This is a genomic window from Alteromonas sp. 5E99-2, from assembly GCF_017368475.1.
Classification (GTDB): Bacteria; Pseudomonadota; Gammaproteobacteria; order Enterobacterales; family Alteromonadaceae; genus Alteromonas_F.
The window spans coordinates 27,828-44,330 of the sequence record NZ_JAFNJE010000006.1; the positions used below are offsets into that span (position 1 = coordinate 27,828).

Here is a 16,503-nt window from a genome sequence, read left to right on the forward strand (position 1 = left end):
AAGTCACAATGTAATAATATAGCACAAGAAAATCAGTAGTCGGATGTAACTCATTCTGAAAAAATAACGAGTTAACGCTATTTAACCTGATTTTGGGTTACTTCTTCTATGACAACAAGGCAAAATATTCATTTTCGGAAATAACGGTTACACCTTTGTCTCTTGCTGCGTTAATTTTATTTTCACCCACTTTATCACCCGTCACTAGATAATCGGTTTTACCCGATACCGACTTACCCACTTTAGCGCCAAGAGATTTCGCCTCTTTTTCCATATCACTTCGAGAGCCTTGAGTCATAGACCCAGTAAAAACTATTAGCTTACCTGCAATGGCTGAATTGGCACTATCCATGTCACTAACCTTAGGCGTCGCAGTTAAATTAAAACCAAGGTCATAGACCTTAAAAAACTCTTCTTTAATGTTATCCAAGCCTTCCACTATAGCCTCTGCACTAAGCTGAGCGAAACCGTCAATTTTCACCATTTCTTCAACACTAAGGCCAAACAACTCTGTTATTGTATGGTGTTGTAATAGCTTTTCACAGTTTCCGCCAGCCAACCGGCTAACGCCAAAAGCAGCTAAAAACCGCCAATCTTCTATTTCTATTTCGCGGCTTGCTCGTAACTGGTCAGCTAGGTTTTGTGCTGTCTTTTCACCAAAGCCATAACCCACGAACTTACTGTCTTGTAGGGCGTAAATATGGTGGATGTGTTTAACCCCTAACTGAGTTAGCTTTTCAATGACCTTAGGTCCAAAGCCATCTACATTGCCAAGGGTCTTAAAAAAGTGGATCAGCGTATTTTCACTTTGCGCAGGGCAATCGGATTTGTTCGGACACATTAAATGGTCGGATTCCCAAATGAGATGCGCATTACAACTCGGACAATGCTCTGGAAGCTCAGCTGTTGCAGGTTTAATCACAGCCTCTATTTTAGGTATAACCAGTCCACTTCTAACCAGTTTTATAATCGCCCCAGGCCCTACTCCATTGGTTTTCACCATATTGTAGTGATGCACAGTGGCACGGCTCAATGTTGCTCCACTTAGCTTAGTAGGCACAAGCTCTGCCACTGGTGATATTCGTCCTGTTCTTGATGTTTGTGGTGTGACTTTTACCACTTCGACTTCAGCAGACTCATGATTCACTTTAAAGGCGATTTGCCAACGGTGAAATTTCCTTGTGGCCCCCATATGGGCTTTAATTTCTTCGTGGGTGGTTTCAATAATCAATCCGTCTATGTCGTAATCGACCACATCCCACATTTTCTCCAGAATGTTCTCAAAATCCGAGAGCAATTCATCTATGCTGCCCGTCCACTTGTCTAATCCGGAAAAAGGATAAAAAACACAGGCGCCATCATCGATGGCCTTTTGAATATCTTCGTCTATTTTCTTTTCAGCAATAATGGCGGCCTGAATATTCCTTGAGTTTTCGAATTTGCTACTTAAAACGTCATCAAAGTAGCTTTTCTTAATAACAATTTCACCGGGCCCTAATCCTTTCCCTAGGCCTTTAGCCACTTGTAAACCTCTCTCAAATGCCCGTGTAATATCTTGCCCTTTATTACCGTCGCCTCTGGTATATAAAATCTCTCCATCATCATAGGCTGCATACCCATCTAGTTTTGGCGTGATCTTTAACGCAATTTGAGAAGCGTCTATACCCAGTTCGAGGCCTGCTTTAACTAACCTTTCTGTCCATTTTTTAATTTCTTCAAACGAATAGGCTTTATCGGTAGAAAGCATTTTTTGAGGTAATGTGATGGTTTTGCTATCAATAAGAACTTCGGGTTCAACCGAGGTTAAAAACGGGTTTTCAGGATCTATTTGAGTAAGTTTCGCACTAAGATTATCGTATTTTTGATCATCGAAAATCGGAATACCCGCGCGGTACAAGGCATTAGCAACTTGTAAAACGACAAGTAAGTCATTTGCCGAGTCGTGGGTTTCCGCCTCTAACAAAACTTCAATTTTTTCTAAGCTAACGTCGAGTTCGAGCTTTTCAGTAACGGCTGCTTGTTGTTGATTTAATAAAGAGTCAGTCACTACGATTTACCTTTGTTCAATAAGGTGCACATTTTATAGCGCACCCTAGCGATTGATTTAATTGTGAATATGAATAGTACGAACAGAAATAAAACCAACACGTACGTACATGTTGGTTTTATACGGTTAACAAACGAGGCTAAATTGTACTTTTAGAAATAATACGCTGACGCTCAAATTCTCTTATTTTTTCAACGTATTGTTGAATGCCCTGTTTCGTTAAGATTGAGCGTCGACCGTCAAGTAGTTGCCCATTAAATTCATCTGCTACTTTACGCGCCGCATTATGCATCATATTAAAGACTTGATGAGGGTCTCCCTCTATGGGCAATACCATAAACAAAGAAATACCCTGAGTACTAAAAGTTTCTAAATTATCAATATCAAATACACCTGGTTTAACCATATTGGCTAAACTAAACAAAACAGGCCCTTTGCCATTCGCGTTTACATGACGGTGGAAAATATCATGTTCACCAAATTTAAACCCTAAAGTTAATAATAAAGGTAACAACGCCGCACCACTGAGTGATTCGCCTTCTGCTGCGCGAACATTAATGGCCAATACTTCACTTTGAACTTCCTCTGGTTGTTTAGAGGTCGTTACGTTATCACTTTCACCTAACTGAGGTGATGAGTCGTCAAAATCAATGTTCATTTGATCTTTACCCAGGCTTGGCTCTTGTCGTCTTTTGGGCGCAGCTCTATGTTTAACGACTTTTTTAGCTGTAGTTTTTGAATCAACATCAGTTGACGGAGCTGCAGGTGTCGCTGAAAGTCCGAAATCCGGTTCACTTTTTTCTTCTTTCAACAAAAATTCAGGGGGCTCCGGAATATCATCGGCTTCAGCTTTAGTAGTTGCTACACTCGTCATATGTGGCTTAGGTTGAGTTACCACACTTGCATACATGGGTGGTTCTAGCTCTTTTTCTATAAATGCCGGTTCTGTATCCTCAACAGTATCTATATCCGAAATAGAAGGTACATCGCCCATTAAACTCTGAGTTTCGGCCTCGTCGTCAACACTCGTCTTGATTTCGTCTTCTATTTCAATAGAGTCGTTCTCGCTTTCCGTTTCATCGGGATAAGCTTCAGTATTTGCACTAGAAATTACACGAACATTACCTACACCAAGCTCATCAAAACCGTCGTTAAGTGAAGACTCTTCAGTATTCAGTGGTTCTATTCGCTGATTGTCATCTCGTTCAGGTATTTCTTCTTGGCGGCGCATTTTCCAAATACCATGAATCAATACCCCTAATATGGATATTGTGCCAATTATAAAAAATGCTAAACGTAGTTCCATTCTTTATCCATTATTTAGTGAATTAGGTTTGCGCCATTGATACGGCTTCGTCAACGTCTACAGCAACCATTCGTGAGACACCAGGTTCTGCCATAGTAACGCCAGTTAATGTATTCGCCATTTCCATCGCAATTTTATTATGCGTTATATAAATGAACTGTACCGATTGTGACATTTCGGAGACTAGGTTACAAAACCTTCCCACATTTGCATCGTCTAACGGTGCATCAACTTCATCAAGTAAACAAAACGGCGCAGGGTTCAGTCGGAAAATAGCGAAAACTAATGATAAAGCGGTCAGTGCTTTTTCTCCACCACTTAAAAGGTGAATTGTACTATTTTTCTTTCCTGGGGGTCTTGCCATTATGGTTACCCCAGTTTCCAATAAATCGTCGTCGGTTAACGCTAGGTACGCGCTACCACCCCCAAACACCTTGGGAAACAGTGATTTTAAATCAGTATTAACTTGTTCAAAGGTTTCACCAAAACGATTACGTGTTTCTTTGTCTATTTTACGTATCGCACTTTTTAAGGTATCCAGAGCATTATTGAGATCTTCATCTTGCTCATCAAGGTGCGCTTTCCGTTCAGCTTGTGTTTTAAATTCATCAATCGCAGCAAGGTTAACTGCGCCTATTTGGGCAATGGCTACTGAGACACTTTCTAAATTTTCTACCCACATATTTTCATGCGCATCTTTGGGCATCGTCTCACGTATTTCTTCTACCGACTTATTTTCGGATTTCAATTGTTCTAAAATAGTCGTTGTCCTTGCTTTTACTCCCTCTAACTCTAAAAGCAATTTCTCTCTATTTTTTCTTTTCTTTTCAATTGCATTTTGTATATTTTGAATGCCTTCCTTAGCTTTTAAAATATCACCATCGAGTTGTGAAATGGCCTGTTGAAGCTGTATTTTCTGTTCTTCCTTCACACCTTTCTCTTGCAGCCAGCCTTGTAACTTTTCACCATTGTCAGACTCAGAATCATTTAATAAATTCATGTCTTTTACCGTATTGGCAATTTGCTCTTGGTACTCTTTTAACTGTTCCCGCAAACGCATTTGTTCGTTTAGTTGCGCTTCTCTCTGAGACAAATTGGTTTGCTGAGATAAGTTTAACTGGTGTTTTTTATGCATCACCACATCGTACTGTGTTCGCGTGTCCGCGATATTTTTTTGTAGCACTGCGCTTTTAGTCTCAGCATCTTGCTGTTTTATTTCTAATGCCAATATTTCCTTATCTAGGCTTTCGACTTGCTCAGAGAGTGACGTTAATTGCGACATTTCTTGGTCAAGCAACTCATTTTGCTGTTCAATATCGTCAGCAATTTTATTGCGGCGTTCATTTCTCTGCTTTAACTGCAATGTCAGGATATGCTGATTTTGAGTTATTTCTGTTACTTTAAGCGCTATAGATTCAAGCTCTTCGCTGATTTGACTAGTAACGTCAATTGCAACGTGCTCTTGTTCAATGAGCTTTTCAACAGACTTTTCTTGCGCTTTTAATTCAATGCTTAAACGTTCAATTTGCGCTTTTAACTTCGACATTTCAACTTGGCGTTCCATTGCCCCTGTGGCGCTATCATGTGCTCCCACTACCTTCCAATAAGGAGACAACCAAACACAATCTAAGGTAAGAACACTATGGCTTTGTGCTAAATCATTTTGAACTATTTCATCAAGCTTATCGCAAGCATCTTCGAATGAGTCAGCCAAATATATTTGAGTGAACCAAAAAGGAACAGACTTACTGGTTATTTTGGTTGATAAGGTTCCTGTGGGTTTGTTCGTCACTAAGCTATGATTAAATACAGCTAATCGCCCTTTGGGTAAGGTTTTATTTACTATTTCATTTTCATCACAGTTCATTAGTAACGGCGAGCTATAGTGAGATAGCACTAATTCCACAAGTGACTCATATCCACTTTCTACTTTTAAGTGCTGCCAAAGCGGCGTTAGGTTTGAATCTAACAGCTCTCTGTCGCTATCTTTGTCAATTGAGGCTAATCCTGACAAGGTTGCATTCAACGTTCTAATTTTGTCAGACATAGTGTTGCGAAGAGATTCTTGCTCTTTTCTTTTAACCCTCAGTGCCTCTTCGGTTTGTTTTGCACGTAATTGGGTTTCAGTTAACTCTAGGTGCTTCGATTTAAGATCATTAAGCTCTTTTTGAAGGCTATCATTTTGCTCTTCTAGTTCAGCCCCTTGAATGAATGACAGCTCCTCATTAAGTTCTCTTATCCGCTGTTGTGTGCGCGTTTGCATAGACGTAGTCGATTGTATTTGGCTATGTCTTTCCTGCGCTTCTCTTTTTTTGTCATGATAACTGGCGTCAGCCAGCCGGCGGACTTGCATAAATTCTTGGAAACTAAACTCAGCAGCATCTCTTTTTGATAAAGCGACTTCATGCTCATCTTCAATACGAGCTAGTTCAGGCTCTGCGTTATTAATAAGCTTATCAACCGCACTGAGCTTTTCACTCGCTTGCTGGAATAAAGAACGACTATGAGATTGTTTTTCATCGAGTTGTTTAAGGCTAGTATTAAGCTGATCTACTCTCTCTGTTTTGAATAAAGCCGCTTCTTCTACACGGTTCACCTGGGTTGCTAATGAAAACAGCTTTTCTTGAACAACATCTAATTCCATTTTTCGTGTTGTTTGTAATGTAATCAATTTTTCTAGTTGAGCTTCTTCGTGGTGTAATTGCGCTTTTAGTGATTCGTATTCGGTATCCACTTTTGCGCAGGAAGAGCGTATTTCAGCCATTTTTTGTTCTAACGCCATGTAGCGAATTAGCGCTAATTCGCTTTTTAATGTCCGCTCTGTGGCTTTTAGTTCTGTGTACTGTTTAGCCGTTTGAGCTTGTTGCTCTAACTTATTAAGTTGTAGGCCCAACTCAGATCGCACATCAGATAAACGCTCTAAGTTTTCTAATGTATGGCGAATACGAGTTTCCGTTTCTTTTCGCCGTTCTTTATATTTAGACACCCCAGCCGCTTCTTCTATAAAGACTCTAAGCTCTTGAGGTTTAGATTCAATTAACCTAGAAATCATGCCCTGCTCGATGATGGCGTAACTTCTTGGGCCTAATCCTGTTCCTAAAAATAAGTCGGTGACATCTCTGCGGCGGCATTTAGTGGAATTTAGAAAGTAATTGGACTGACCATCTCGTGTGACGAGGCGTTTTACCGATAACTCAGTGTATTTTGCATACTCTCCGGTTAACCGTTCCCCCGCATTTTCAAAAATGAGTTCTACGCTGCACTGACCTAACGGCTTTCTATTTGTAGACCCGTTGAAGATAACATCGGTCATAGCATCGCCGCGCAGATTTTTCGCGCTACTTTCTCCTAATACCCAGCGCACTGCGTCAATGACATTAGATTTTCCGCACCCGTTCGGCCCCACGACAGCAGTCATGCTATTGGGGAAAGGAATGATAGTAGGCTCAACAAACGATTTGAAACCGGCAAGCTTGATTCGCTTTAAACGCATAGACGCCAATCTTTATTATTATGGGCTGAATGTAACAAAGTTAATCACTAGTAACAATTATCAATTTGGTTCAAACAAAACATCTGTGTAGAATTGTGCGATAAATGGCAATATGTATTGGGTAACACAATGAATCACAGTGGTTTTCATTATTTTTTTCTTGGCTTTTCTTTAATCAGAACAAAAGGCTTAAAACGTTTTGTTTTAATTCCCCTTGTCATTAATTTAATTTTATTTGGTACTGCATTTTCTTGGTTATTTAGCCATTTAGGGGAAAGCATCGAGTGGATCCTCAGCTTCATTCCAGACTATTTGTCATGGCTGAAAGATGCCTTGGCTTATATCATATGGCCTTTAGCGGTAATCACCGCCTTATTCACCTTTGCATTTTTATTTAGCACCATTGCCAATATTATTGCAGCCCCCTTTAACGGCTTTTTGTCTGAGAAAGTGGAGCGGCACCTAACCGGACAAAGTATTAATGATGACGGGTGGTTAGATTTAATAAAAGACACACCAAGGTTGTTAGCACGGGAGTGGCGAAAAATTGTCTATTACGTACCACGAGTTCTCATATGTTTACTCGCATTGTTCATCATTCCGGTATTTGGACAAGTAATATGGTTTTTATTTGGAGCTTGGATGATGGCAGTACAGTATTGTGATTACCCCTTTGATAACCATAAAATTGATTTTAAGCCTATGCGTCAGCTGCTAAAAGAAGACAGAGTAACAAACGTATCATTTGGCATGTGCGTCAGCGTGACATCCTTCATTCCAATTGTGAACTTGGTGGTTATGCCTGTTGCCGTTTGCGGCGCTACAGCTTTGTTCGTAGACAAATACCGCAACACTGGGCGCATTCCACGCTGACTTTTAATAACGTCTCGCCACAGTGTTAAATATAATTCTGGAATATGGTTACTGTCGTGATATTCCATAAAGGTGATGTCTGAACTTGGCTTAAGGGCTTGAACAGAAGAGTTATTGCAGGTTGAAGCCGTATATAACCCAGAAAAATACGGCGACTCTTGCCATAACTTCATTTGATCAAGAGGATGAATATCTAAGATGAATTCATTGTCGTGAATAAACAATAGATTCGTCGCGTTAATGTTACCGCAATAAGCAGCGGCTGCATTTTCACTGAGTGCGTATTCATCAACAAACCCTGAGAAATGAGCTAGCTCATGTACAAAAACACTGTAACTGTCTAAAGCATCGAGATACATAACTCCATTTTGGACATTGGCTTTGCCTTTTTTTCCTATAACAACAAGGTGAGAGGCCTGTGTTTTTGTCACCCACTGTGAAATATTAGTTAAGTTGCAACCCAGCCTATGGCTATTTTCATAGTTATCTGAACAAACTAGCTGCTCTTCCAACCAAACTGGTTTAGACAGACAAATGCCCAAATCAGTCAGTCTCTTATCCTGATAAAAACTATCAACAATGGTTTTTCCTTTAACCATGGCATCTAGACTGTCACCAACAACCAAAATGGTTTGTAAGCATGCTTCGTTAAATTCGATAGTGGGGAATTGTGAGGATGGCCCGTACTCATCGATAACAAAAAGGTGCTTTTGTGCTATTTTGTTACCTTGTTTGGAAGCGTCACTAAATAGCTGTTTACTGCGCTCTCTTTCGCCTTCATTCCACAACAGCTTTGCAAGAGAAACTTGGCTTGTAACGTCACTTTTCGCAGTGATTTCTAGCCATGGCTTAGCCTGCGCAGTTTGTTGATTAAGTAAATACCAATCAGCTAGTGCAATTTGTGCAACTAGCGTTCCTTGATTTGCTGATTGAAGAAGCCATTTTTCTTTTTCTGAAGGTGTATTTAAGGTCAAGGCATATCTGAATTGAGCAATAGCAAGCCCTTGCTTAGCAGCGATTTTCAACCATCGATTTTCAGACTGCTCACTGGCACCATTCAAGTAACGCTGCCACGCAGTTTCACCACCATCCATGGACATCAGTTTGTCTAACCAGTAAGGCGTGTTCGAATCTAGTGCTAGGGTCCGTAATTTGTCATCTGCATTAGGAACGTCTAATTGAACCCCTTGCCAATAATACTCAAGAGGCAAACTCCTAACTGATTGCTCAATTTGAAACTGAATTAATGACTTGTAGTTAGGTTGGCTGCTTGATACCAAGCAGCATAAAGCGACAACCAATGACAGCTTTATTATAAGCTTCATGGGTTAGCGACAATAGACTCTCTAATTTTAGCCATTTCTAAGCGAGCATACCTATGTTCGACATATTCATAAACATTAGTACTTAATGACAATTTGAAGTAGTTTAACGCAACACCATGGTTACCTAAAAAAGCATGGTATTTACCTAAATAGAAATAGGCTTCGCATAAACGCTGAGTTAACTCTGAAGAAGACGTTACACCTTGCACCAGATGGTTAAATACATCTATCTCTGAACCTAGGTCTAAATGCAAATCAATAATGGACACAGCCCAATGGTCGCTGCTTAACGCTTGTTTACGTTTTAGTAATTCTAATTTCGCCGCTAACGCATCAACTTCTGCACTGCCGTGGTATGCCCACAACACTCTAAACGGATCAGATGTGTCTTTTCGATAAAAATCATCTAAATCTGCAGCACCCAGTTCAGGTCGACCAGCATAATATAAAGCAATACCTCTATTAAGTAGCGCATAATCATAGCTCGGTTCTATATCTAGAGTTGAATCAAATGCTTCATAGGCTCGGTCAAACTCGCGCTTTTGTATTAAGTGAACCCCTAATGAATTGTACGCTTCGGCCATATCTGCCTTTAAATTAACGGCTTGAGAAAAATCAAATTCCGCCAAATTAGGTAGGCCCGCTCTGTCGTAAACAATACCGCGCTTATAAAACAATTCCGCTCGTTCATCATCGGCTAAACTAGGTTGCAGTAAAATTTGATTATACCTTGCAATGGCAAACTGTATTCTCTGATCCACAGGTAGCGGCTCTGCCAATAGTAAGCCTTGCGTCAAACCTTCTGTTTGTTGAGACGTACTCGTTGCACATCCAGTTGAAACCGCTATAAACAAGAATACAAAAATAACTGCGAAGGTTTTATTTCCCATGATCACCAAACTAATTTTATTTTAATAACATACTGATAACGAAAATCAGTCTATCCCATTGCATTACTTATTTCGAGCACTGAATGCAGCCTTTTGCTCTTCTGTAGCAGGTAATTGGTACTTTTCTTTCCATTCATCGTATGGCATTTTATACACAATTTCCCGGGCTCCATCATAGTCTATTTCTACATTTTCTTCTTCTGCGGCAGCAACATACCACTTCGCTAAACAGTTACGACAAAAATCAGCCAAAATCATTAAATCTATATTTTGTGCCTCTTTGTGCTCATCTAAATGAGCTATTAACTTTCTAAAGACTGCAGCTTCAATATTTGTTTGTTTATCTGACATCACAATACCCTGTTTAATTCAAACTTAATTTCAAAAACAAAAAAGGGCGTTACCGCCCTTTTTTCTTAAACACAATCTAGCTTATTCGCTATCTGGTTGCTCTGTTTTTTCCTCAGCTGGCTGAGGCTTTTCAAGTAACTCTTTAATACTTAAACGAACGCGGTTCTGACGGTCGATTTCCATCACTTTTACGTCAATTTGCTGACCTTCTTTCAGATAGTCAGTGACTTTATTTACACGCTCATGTGCAATTTGTGAAATGTGTACTAGACCTTCTTTACCAGGAAGTACTTCAACAAACGCACCGAAATCAACGATACGCGTTACTTTACCGTCATAGGTTTTTCCTACTTCGATTTCAGCAGTCACTTGCTCAATCAAACCAATTGCAATATCAGACTTCGCTTTTTCAGTAGCAAAGATTTTGATTGTACCGTCATCTTCGATTTCAATGTTGGTATCAGACGCTTCTGTAATTTGACGGATCATTGCTCCGCCTTTACCAATTACATCACGAATTTTGTCTTGGTCAACTTTCAATGTATAGATACGAGGAGCGAACTCAGATAGCTCGTCTCTGTGTCCACCAATTGCTTTGTCCATTACGTCAAGAATATGCAAACGCGCTTCTTTCGCTTGCTTCAATGCAATTTGCATGATTTCTTTAGTAATACCTTCAATTTTAATGTCCATTTGAAGTGCAGTAATACCACCGGTCGTACCCGCTACTTTAAAGTCCATGTCACCTAAGTGATCTTCATCACCTAAGATGTCTGAAAGTACAACAAAGTTGTCATCGCTTTTTACTAGACCCATTGCAATACCAGCAACAGAAGCCTTAATTGGTACACCTGCATCCATAAGTGCTAGTGAAGTACCACAAACTGACGCCATTGAAGATGAACCGTTAGATTCAGTAATTTCAGATACCACACGTACAACGTATGGGAAATCTTTTTCATCAGGCATAACCGCTTGAATACCGCGTTTCGCCAAACGACCGTGACCAATTTCACGACGCTTAGGAGAACCAATCATGCCAGTTTCACCTACACAGTATGGAGGGAAGTTGTAATGCAACATAAAGCGGCTGTCAGTACGACCTTTCAGCTCGTCGATCATTTGCGCATCGCGCTCGTTACCGAGTGTTGCAACCACAAGTGCTTGGGTTTCACCACGTGTAAATACCGCAGAACCGTGAGTTCTAGGTAATACACCTGTTGATACGTCTAGAGCACGGATCATCGCAGGATCACGACCATCAATACGAGGCTCACCCGCTAGAATACGTGAACGAACCACGTCGCTTTCTAATTCGTGAAGCATTTCTGATGCTTCTTTCGCATCTTGTTCTGCGTCAGCTTCGATTAAAGCAGCAAGTGCTTTTTCTGTTACTGCAGTAACAGCGTCTTTACGTACAAGCTTGTCAGAGATTTGGTACGCTTCAGTCATACCTTCACGCGCTAGTTCACTGACTTTTTGTTTTAGTTCAGTGTTTTCAGCTTCTGGTTGCCAATCCCACTTTTCAGTGCCAACTTTAGCAGCAAATTCAGCTACGTTATCAACCACAGCTTGCATTTGCTCATGACCAAACATAACAGCGCCAAGCATTACGTCTTCTGAAAGCACATCAGCTTCAGATTCAACCATTAATACCGCGCCTTTAGTTCCAGCAACAACTAAGTCTAGTTGACTGCTTTCTTGTTCTTCTGCACGAGTGTTAAGGATATATTCACCGTCAGAATAACCAACACGCGCTGCACCTACTGGTCCATTAAACGGCATGCCTGAAATAGCAAGGGCCGCTGATGTACCAATAAGAGAAATAATGTCTGTAGGAATATCAGGATTTGCTGATACTACAGTAATAACAACCTGAACTTCGTTTTTAAACCCTTCTGGGAATAATGGACGAATAGGTCTATCGATTAAACGAGCAGTTAAGGTTTCGCTTTCACTTGGACGCCCTTCTCTTTTAAAGAAGCCGCCAGGAATTTTACCTGCTGCATAAGTTTTTTCTTGGTAGTTAACAGTTAGTGGAAAGAAGTTTTGATCGGGTTTTGCTTCTTTTTTACCAACAACAGTCACTAAAACCGTTGTATCGTCCATGCTTGCAAGTACAGCAGCAGTGGCTTGGCGAGCAATTACGCCCGTTTCTAATGTTACAGTATGCTGACCATACTGAAATGAAGTTGTAATAGGATTCACTCTTTGTCCTTTATTTAATTAATTATTAACGCTAATTATCGCGGCGCATAGTATAACTGTGAATTAGCCGCAATTAAAGATTTCGTCGCGCGCAGAATCACAAACTGCGCTAATCGCTGGATGTGTGACCTTTCTTTGTGAAGAAATAGCATAAAATCGCTGTTTTATTTCTGTGGTACGACCAATAATTTCAACCCCAAAGCTTTCACAAACCTCTTTTTCAACTGCAGTGGGCATAAAAAACGCTCCTAATCCTGCATGACCAAATGATTTAATTAATGCACTATCATCAAATTGGCCTTTAATAACGGGCGATAAATTGTGCTGTATACACCACTGATCAAAATGCTGTCGAATAGCATATTGCCCAGTAGGTAACAGCATAGGTGTGTTATTTAAAAAATGGGGGAAATCGCCTTTCAGTTGAGATACTAATTCTGGCACTGCAAAAAACGACAGACCGCATTCCCCCAAGAAGTGATTATACGCTTTGATACTGTATGCTGAACTCAGTGGCGTGTCAGAGATCACCATGTCAACCTCTTGCATCGCGAGTTCCGCTAAAATGGCATCAATAGGCCCTTCTTTACAAGTTAAAGAAATGTCATCACAGCGAGATAACGCAGGCTCTAAAATTTTCCAAATCAATGTTTTAGGTATGGTACTTGCGACACCAACTATGAATTCAGAATTGCCTTGAATACCATTGCCTCGCAGCACATCAGATAATTCTTTCCCAAGGGAAAAGATATCATCAGCATAACGTAAAACCAATCTACCTGTTTCGGTTAATTGCAACCCTCGACCAACACGGTCAAACAAAGGCTGATTCAATCGTCCTTCGAGCAAGGCTAACTGTCCGCTTATGGTTTGCGGCGTTATATGTAAATACTGCGCTGCTTTAGCGATACTGCCTTCTTTGGCAATCACCCAAAAATAGTGCAAATGTTTATAATTCAGACCGTCGTTCATCAAACTCGCTCAAATCACATCATCAGTTTTTATTATATCTAAAAATCAATGACACTTCATTTTTACCGAGCATTTTACTTAGGAGTATGACTTTCTAACCATTTAACAGCCTCTACCATAGGGCGCTGTTGGTCATTTACAGAAAGTGCTACATGGTTTGCTTTTTTAATCGATTTATAACGACTTTGAACTCCAGCTTTTAACAGTACGTCATGCATATATTCGGATTGTGCAATGCTAACATCGTCATCATCTTGACCATGTATAAAGTACATTGGGGGATCGTCTGCATCAATATGAGAAATGGGAGAGGCATTTCTATACATATCAAATATCGGGTGGTCAGCGGGTTGATAAGTCAACACCTTGCCTACATAGGCACTGAGAATTGCATGGTTATCCGTATTTTGCTCCCGGGCGCTCAACAAATCAAACAACCCTGAAACAGGCACAACTGCTTGAATACGGCTACTTTCTCGGTTTATCTGATCAAATGCATGGGTATCTGCAACATCATCGCTTACTGCGAGTAAAGTAATTAAGCTTGCACCTGATGAATGTCCCATTCCGCCAACCCAATGTTCATCAATGTTAAAACGTTCTGCATTATGACGAATGAACTGCACAGCTCGTTGTACATCTCTGAGTTGATATTGCCACGTGAACTTTGGTGCTAACCTATGATTGATTGAAAATACGGTAAAACCCGCATCATAGGCTGGACCAAACATTTGCCGAGTCTCCCCCATCAAGTTAGGGAAGATGTTTTGTTCAAGTAAATGGGTGTCTAATGATTTAAGCGGAATGTCGTCATACTCTCCTTGAGCAGTAAAACCAGTGCCCATAACAAAGACCACAGCATAACCATTTGGCTCGGGCGGAGAATACACATCCATTAGCAAGGCACTACCGTGATCCATGCCATAAATCACATTTTCTTGAGTAGGTATTAAATATTCAGTGTCAGACGCCAACACGTCGACACTGAACATTCCTATTACCAGGAAACAAAGTTGTTTGAACTTATTTATCACTGATGACGATCTTATCAAGCAAGCCAAGTAAAAACTGTGTGCCTGTACCTGACGCGATGGCATCAAATACATTCTCAACATTCTTACCTTGTTGACCGCCCGCTAAATCACTTACCGAACGGATAATGATCCAATCGATATCATTTACAAAACACACTTGACCAACAGCGGCAGATTCCATTTCGGTAACTTGTGCGTTAAATACACGGCCTAACCAATTGCGATAATCTGCATTGTCTAGAAAAACGGAGCCTGTAACCCCATTTCCACCAACTTCAATTTTAATTGGCGTGCCAGATGGCATAGTAATTTTCGCATTGTCAGCAACTTCTTTTGCCATAGCAACTAATGACTCACTTGCGCTGAAATAAGGCATTTGACGCGGCGTATCCCACCCTTCTTTTATCACAGCCATTTCTTCAGGATGAATAAAACCATAATTTTCATACTTAGGCGCATGTTCATCTGTCGCTTCACGGGCTTTATAACTTGCAAGGGCTTGCTCGTAGTAATCAGGTAGAATAAATTCACCTTTGTTCTTAGGGTCTGGGTTTATATAAACTGATTCATCGTGAAAGTACCAACGCTCAGGGATCGCAATATCTCCTGGGGTAAACTTAGGGTTAACGGCTCCCGCTATTCCCATCATGACCACCTTATCAATAGGAAAGTAATCAAAAGCCATTTGCATTGTCATAGCTGCGTTAGGTACGCTAATTCCAGTAGTAAAAATAACAACGGGCTCGCCTTTGTATTTACCTAATTGGTACTTTACGCCTCTAAAACGCACTGTTTTCTCTATTTCAGCATCATCAAGTTGAGCAAACGCTTTATCTATCGCTTCAATCTCTGGTTCGTATGCGGCAACAATCGCAGTCCAACCATTTTTTACATCAAATGTTCTAGGACCATATTCCGATGTTGCTTCGCTATCTTGCGCGCAAAACGCAACACTTGAAAACAAAGACAGAACTGACAAAACCACTAGGGTTTTTAAATGTACTAACGGACTACTCATTACTTAATACCTTTTATCTTAGTTTTTTAAAATTGGAACTACGGTTTATTTTGGTGCGCCTGTTACATTAGATTCAGACGACTTTAATTGTTTATCAACTCGGCTTAGCTCTTCATGCCAAAGCAACATCCAATCAGCACTGATATTCTGTTCTAATTCTTCTGCGCGATCGGTTGGACAAAAAATAGAAACGTCGACGACCAATTTAGCATATTGGTTTGTATGAATCGTTGCGACAGGAATGATACTAATAAATTCTTGTTCTAGGCTACGCTCAATTAAACTTTTATATCGAATTGCCACTTCTTTAAAATCCGCACACCTATGAGCGGCGCGATCCATGAGCTGAGGAATTAACGAATAGGCATTTACCGTTGGCTCGTTAACAATAGAGAATTTATGCAAACGGTATCTGCGCATAAAATTAAGGTTTTTGATCACCCGAGTAATGATTTGATTATTGGGAATGTGTACGTGTCTTCCTGTGTATTCCATATGCGCAGAATTCACTTCTAGCATCGAGGTTTTAGCCCAATCAATTTCAACCACTTCCCCCACTTGTTGGTCTATCTGCACCCAATCTCCAACCCGAAAAGGCCGGGAAAAAATATAGTAAATAAAACCGATAAAACACTGAATGTACTCTCTTACTGCAAGAACAATTGCAACCATGAAAGCTGCAATTGAAATCGCTAAGTTGTGTACTTCAGAAGACCAGAACATAATTAAAATAACAACCAAAAGAGCATTAGCTAGCTGCTTGGTCAAGTTAATTTGATGCCGCCTATCTTCACCGCGCTTTTTGCTTCTTAAACGTATGATGTGAATTAGAGTTCTTTTCGCCAGTAAATAAAAAAATACAATTAGAAATGTCACAAAGAACTTATAGTTCTCTATGTAAATAGACGACGTAGAAACAAACTCTTCAAAAAACGTATTCACTGGTTTTCCATTATTTTAGGAACGAATATTACTAATGTGCTGTC

The 16,503-nt window shown here is 40.3% G+C and carries 11 protein-coding genes; 1 reads left to right on the forward strand and 10 read right to left on the reverse strand.

All coding sequences use genetic code 11. The features are described 5' to 3' along the window. Window positions 1-106 precede the first annotated feature (106 nt). The 3 genes from J3L16_RS07930 to smc form a co-directional block, all read right to left on the reverse strand. Window positions 107-2,047 carry a BRCT domain-containing protein gene (locus J3L16_RS07930; protein WP_207612392.1) on the reverse strand — a complete coding sequence of 647 codons (1,941 nt, stop codon included), beginning with the start codon at window positions 2,045-2,047 and terminating at the stop codon, window positions 107-109. Between the two features lie 139 nt (window positions 2,048-2,186). Then, window positions 2,187-3,353, reverse strand: coding sequence for a cell division protein ZipA (zipA, locus tag J3L16_RS07935; RefSeq protein ID WP_207612394.1), 1,167 nt, complete (start codon window positions 3,351-3,353; stop codon window positions 2,187-2,189). 22 nt (window positions 3,354-3,375) lie between these two features. Further along, window positions 3,376-6,846: a chromosome segregation protein SMC gene (gene smc / locus J3L16_RS07940; RefSeq protein WP_207612401.1), complete on the reverse strand. Its 3,471-nt coding sequence runs from the start codon at window positions 6,844-6,846 to the stop codon at window positions 3,376-3,378. 129 nt (window positions 6,847-6,975) lie between these two features. Here smc and cysZ point away from each other — a divergent pair, with 129 nt between their 5' ends. Next, a complete protein-coding gene (cysZ, locus tag J3L16_RS07945) occupies window positions 6,976-7,719 on the forward strand; it encodes a sulfate transporter CysZ (protein ID WP_207612580.1) in 744 nt (247 codons plus the stop codon). Window positions 7,720-9,040: 1,321 nt separating this feature from the next. Here the strand turns inward: cysZ and nlpI are convergent. From nlpI to J3L16_RS07980, 7 genes are all read right to left on the reverse strand, one after another. Further along, window positions 9,041-9,934, reverse strand: a complete 894-nt coding sequence (gene nlpI, locus J3L16_RS07950; RefSeq protein WP_207612403.1) for a lipoprotein NlpI — start codon at window positions 9,932-9,934, stop codon at window positions 9,041-9,043. Between the two features lie 63 nt (window positions 9,935-9,997). Continuing rightward, entirely contained in the window at window positions 9,998-10,285 is a 288-nt protein-coding gene (locus tag J3L16_RS07955; protein ID WP_207612405.1) for a DUF1244 domain-containing protein, read from the reverse strand. Between the two features lie 81 nt (window positions 10,286-10,366). Continuing rightward, entirely contained in the window at window positions 10,367-12,493 is a 2,127-nt protein-coding gene (pnp, locus tag J3L16_RS07960) for a polyribonucleotide nucleotidyltransferase (protein ID WP_207612407.1), read from the reverse strand. A gap of 63 nt (window positions 12,494-12,556) precedes the next feature. Further along, complete coding sequence (nhaR, locus tag J3L16_RS07965; protein WP_207612409.1) at window positions 12,557-13,465, reverse strand: transcriptional activator NhaR; 909 nt, start codon at window positions 13,463-13,465, stop codon at window positions 12,557-12,559. A gap of 74 nt (window positions 13,466-13,539) precedes the next feature. Then, on the reverse strand, window positions 13,540-14,457 hold the full coding sequence (locus tag J3L16_RS07970; protein WP_207612411.1) for an alpha/beta hydrolase: 918 nt from the start codon (window positions 14,455-14,457) through the stop codon (window positions 13,540-13,542). 31 nt (window positions 14,458-14,488) lie between these two features. After that, the gene (locus J3L16_RS07975; protein ID WP_207612412.1) at window positions 14,489-15,517 is read right to left on the reverse strand and encodes a 5'-methylthioadenosine/S-adenosylhomocysteine nucleosidase; all 1,029 of its coding nucleotides are present in this window, start codon (window positions 15,515-15,517) and stop codon (window positions 14,489-14,491) included. Between the two features lie 45 nt (window positions 15,518-15,562). Continuing rightward, a complete protein-coding gene (locus tag J3L16_RS07980; RefSeq protein WP_207612413.1) occupies window positions 15,563-16,459 on the reverse strand; it encodes a mechanosensitive ion channel domain-containing protein in 897 nt (298 codons plus the stop codon). Window positions 16,460-16,503 lie beyond the last annotated feature (44 nt).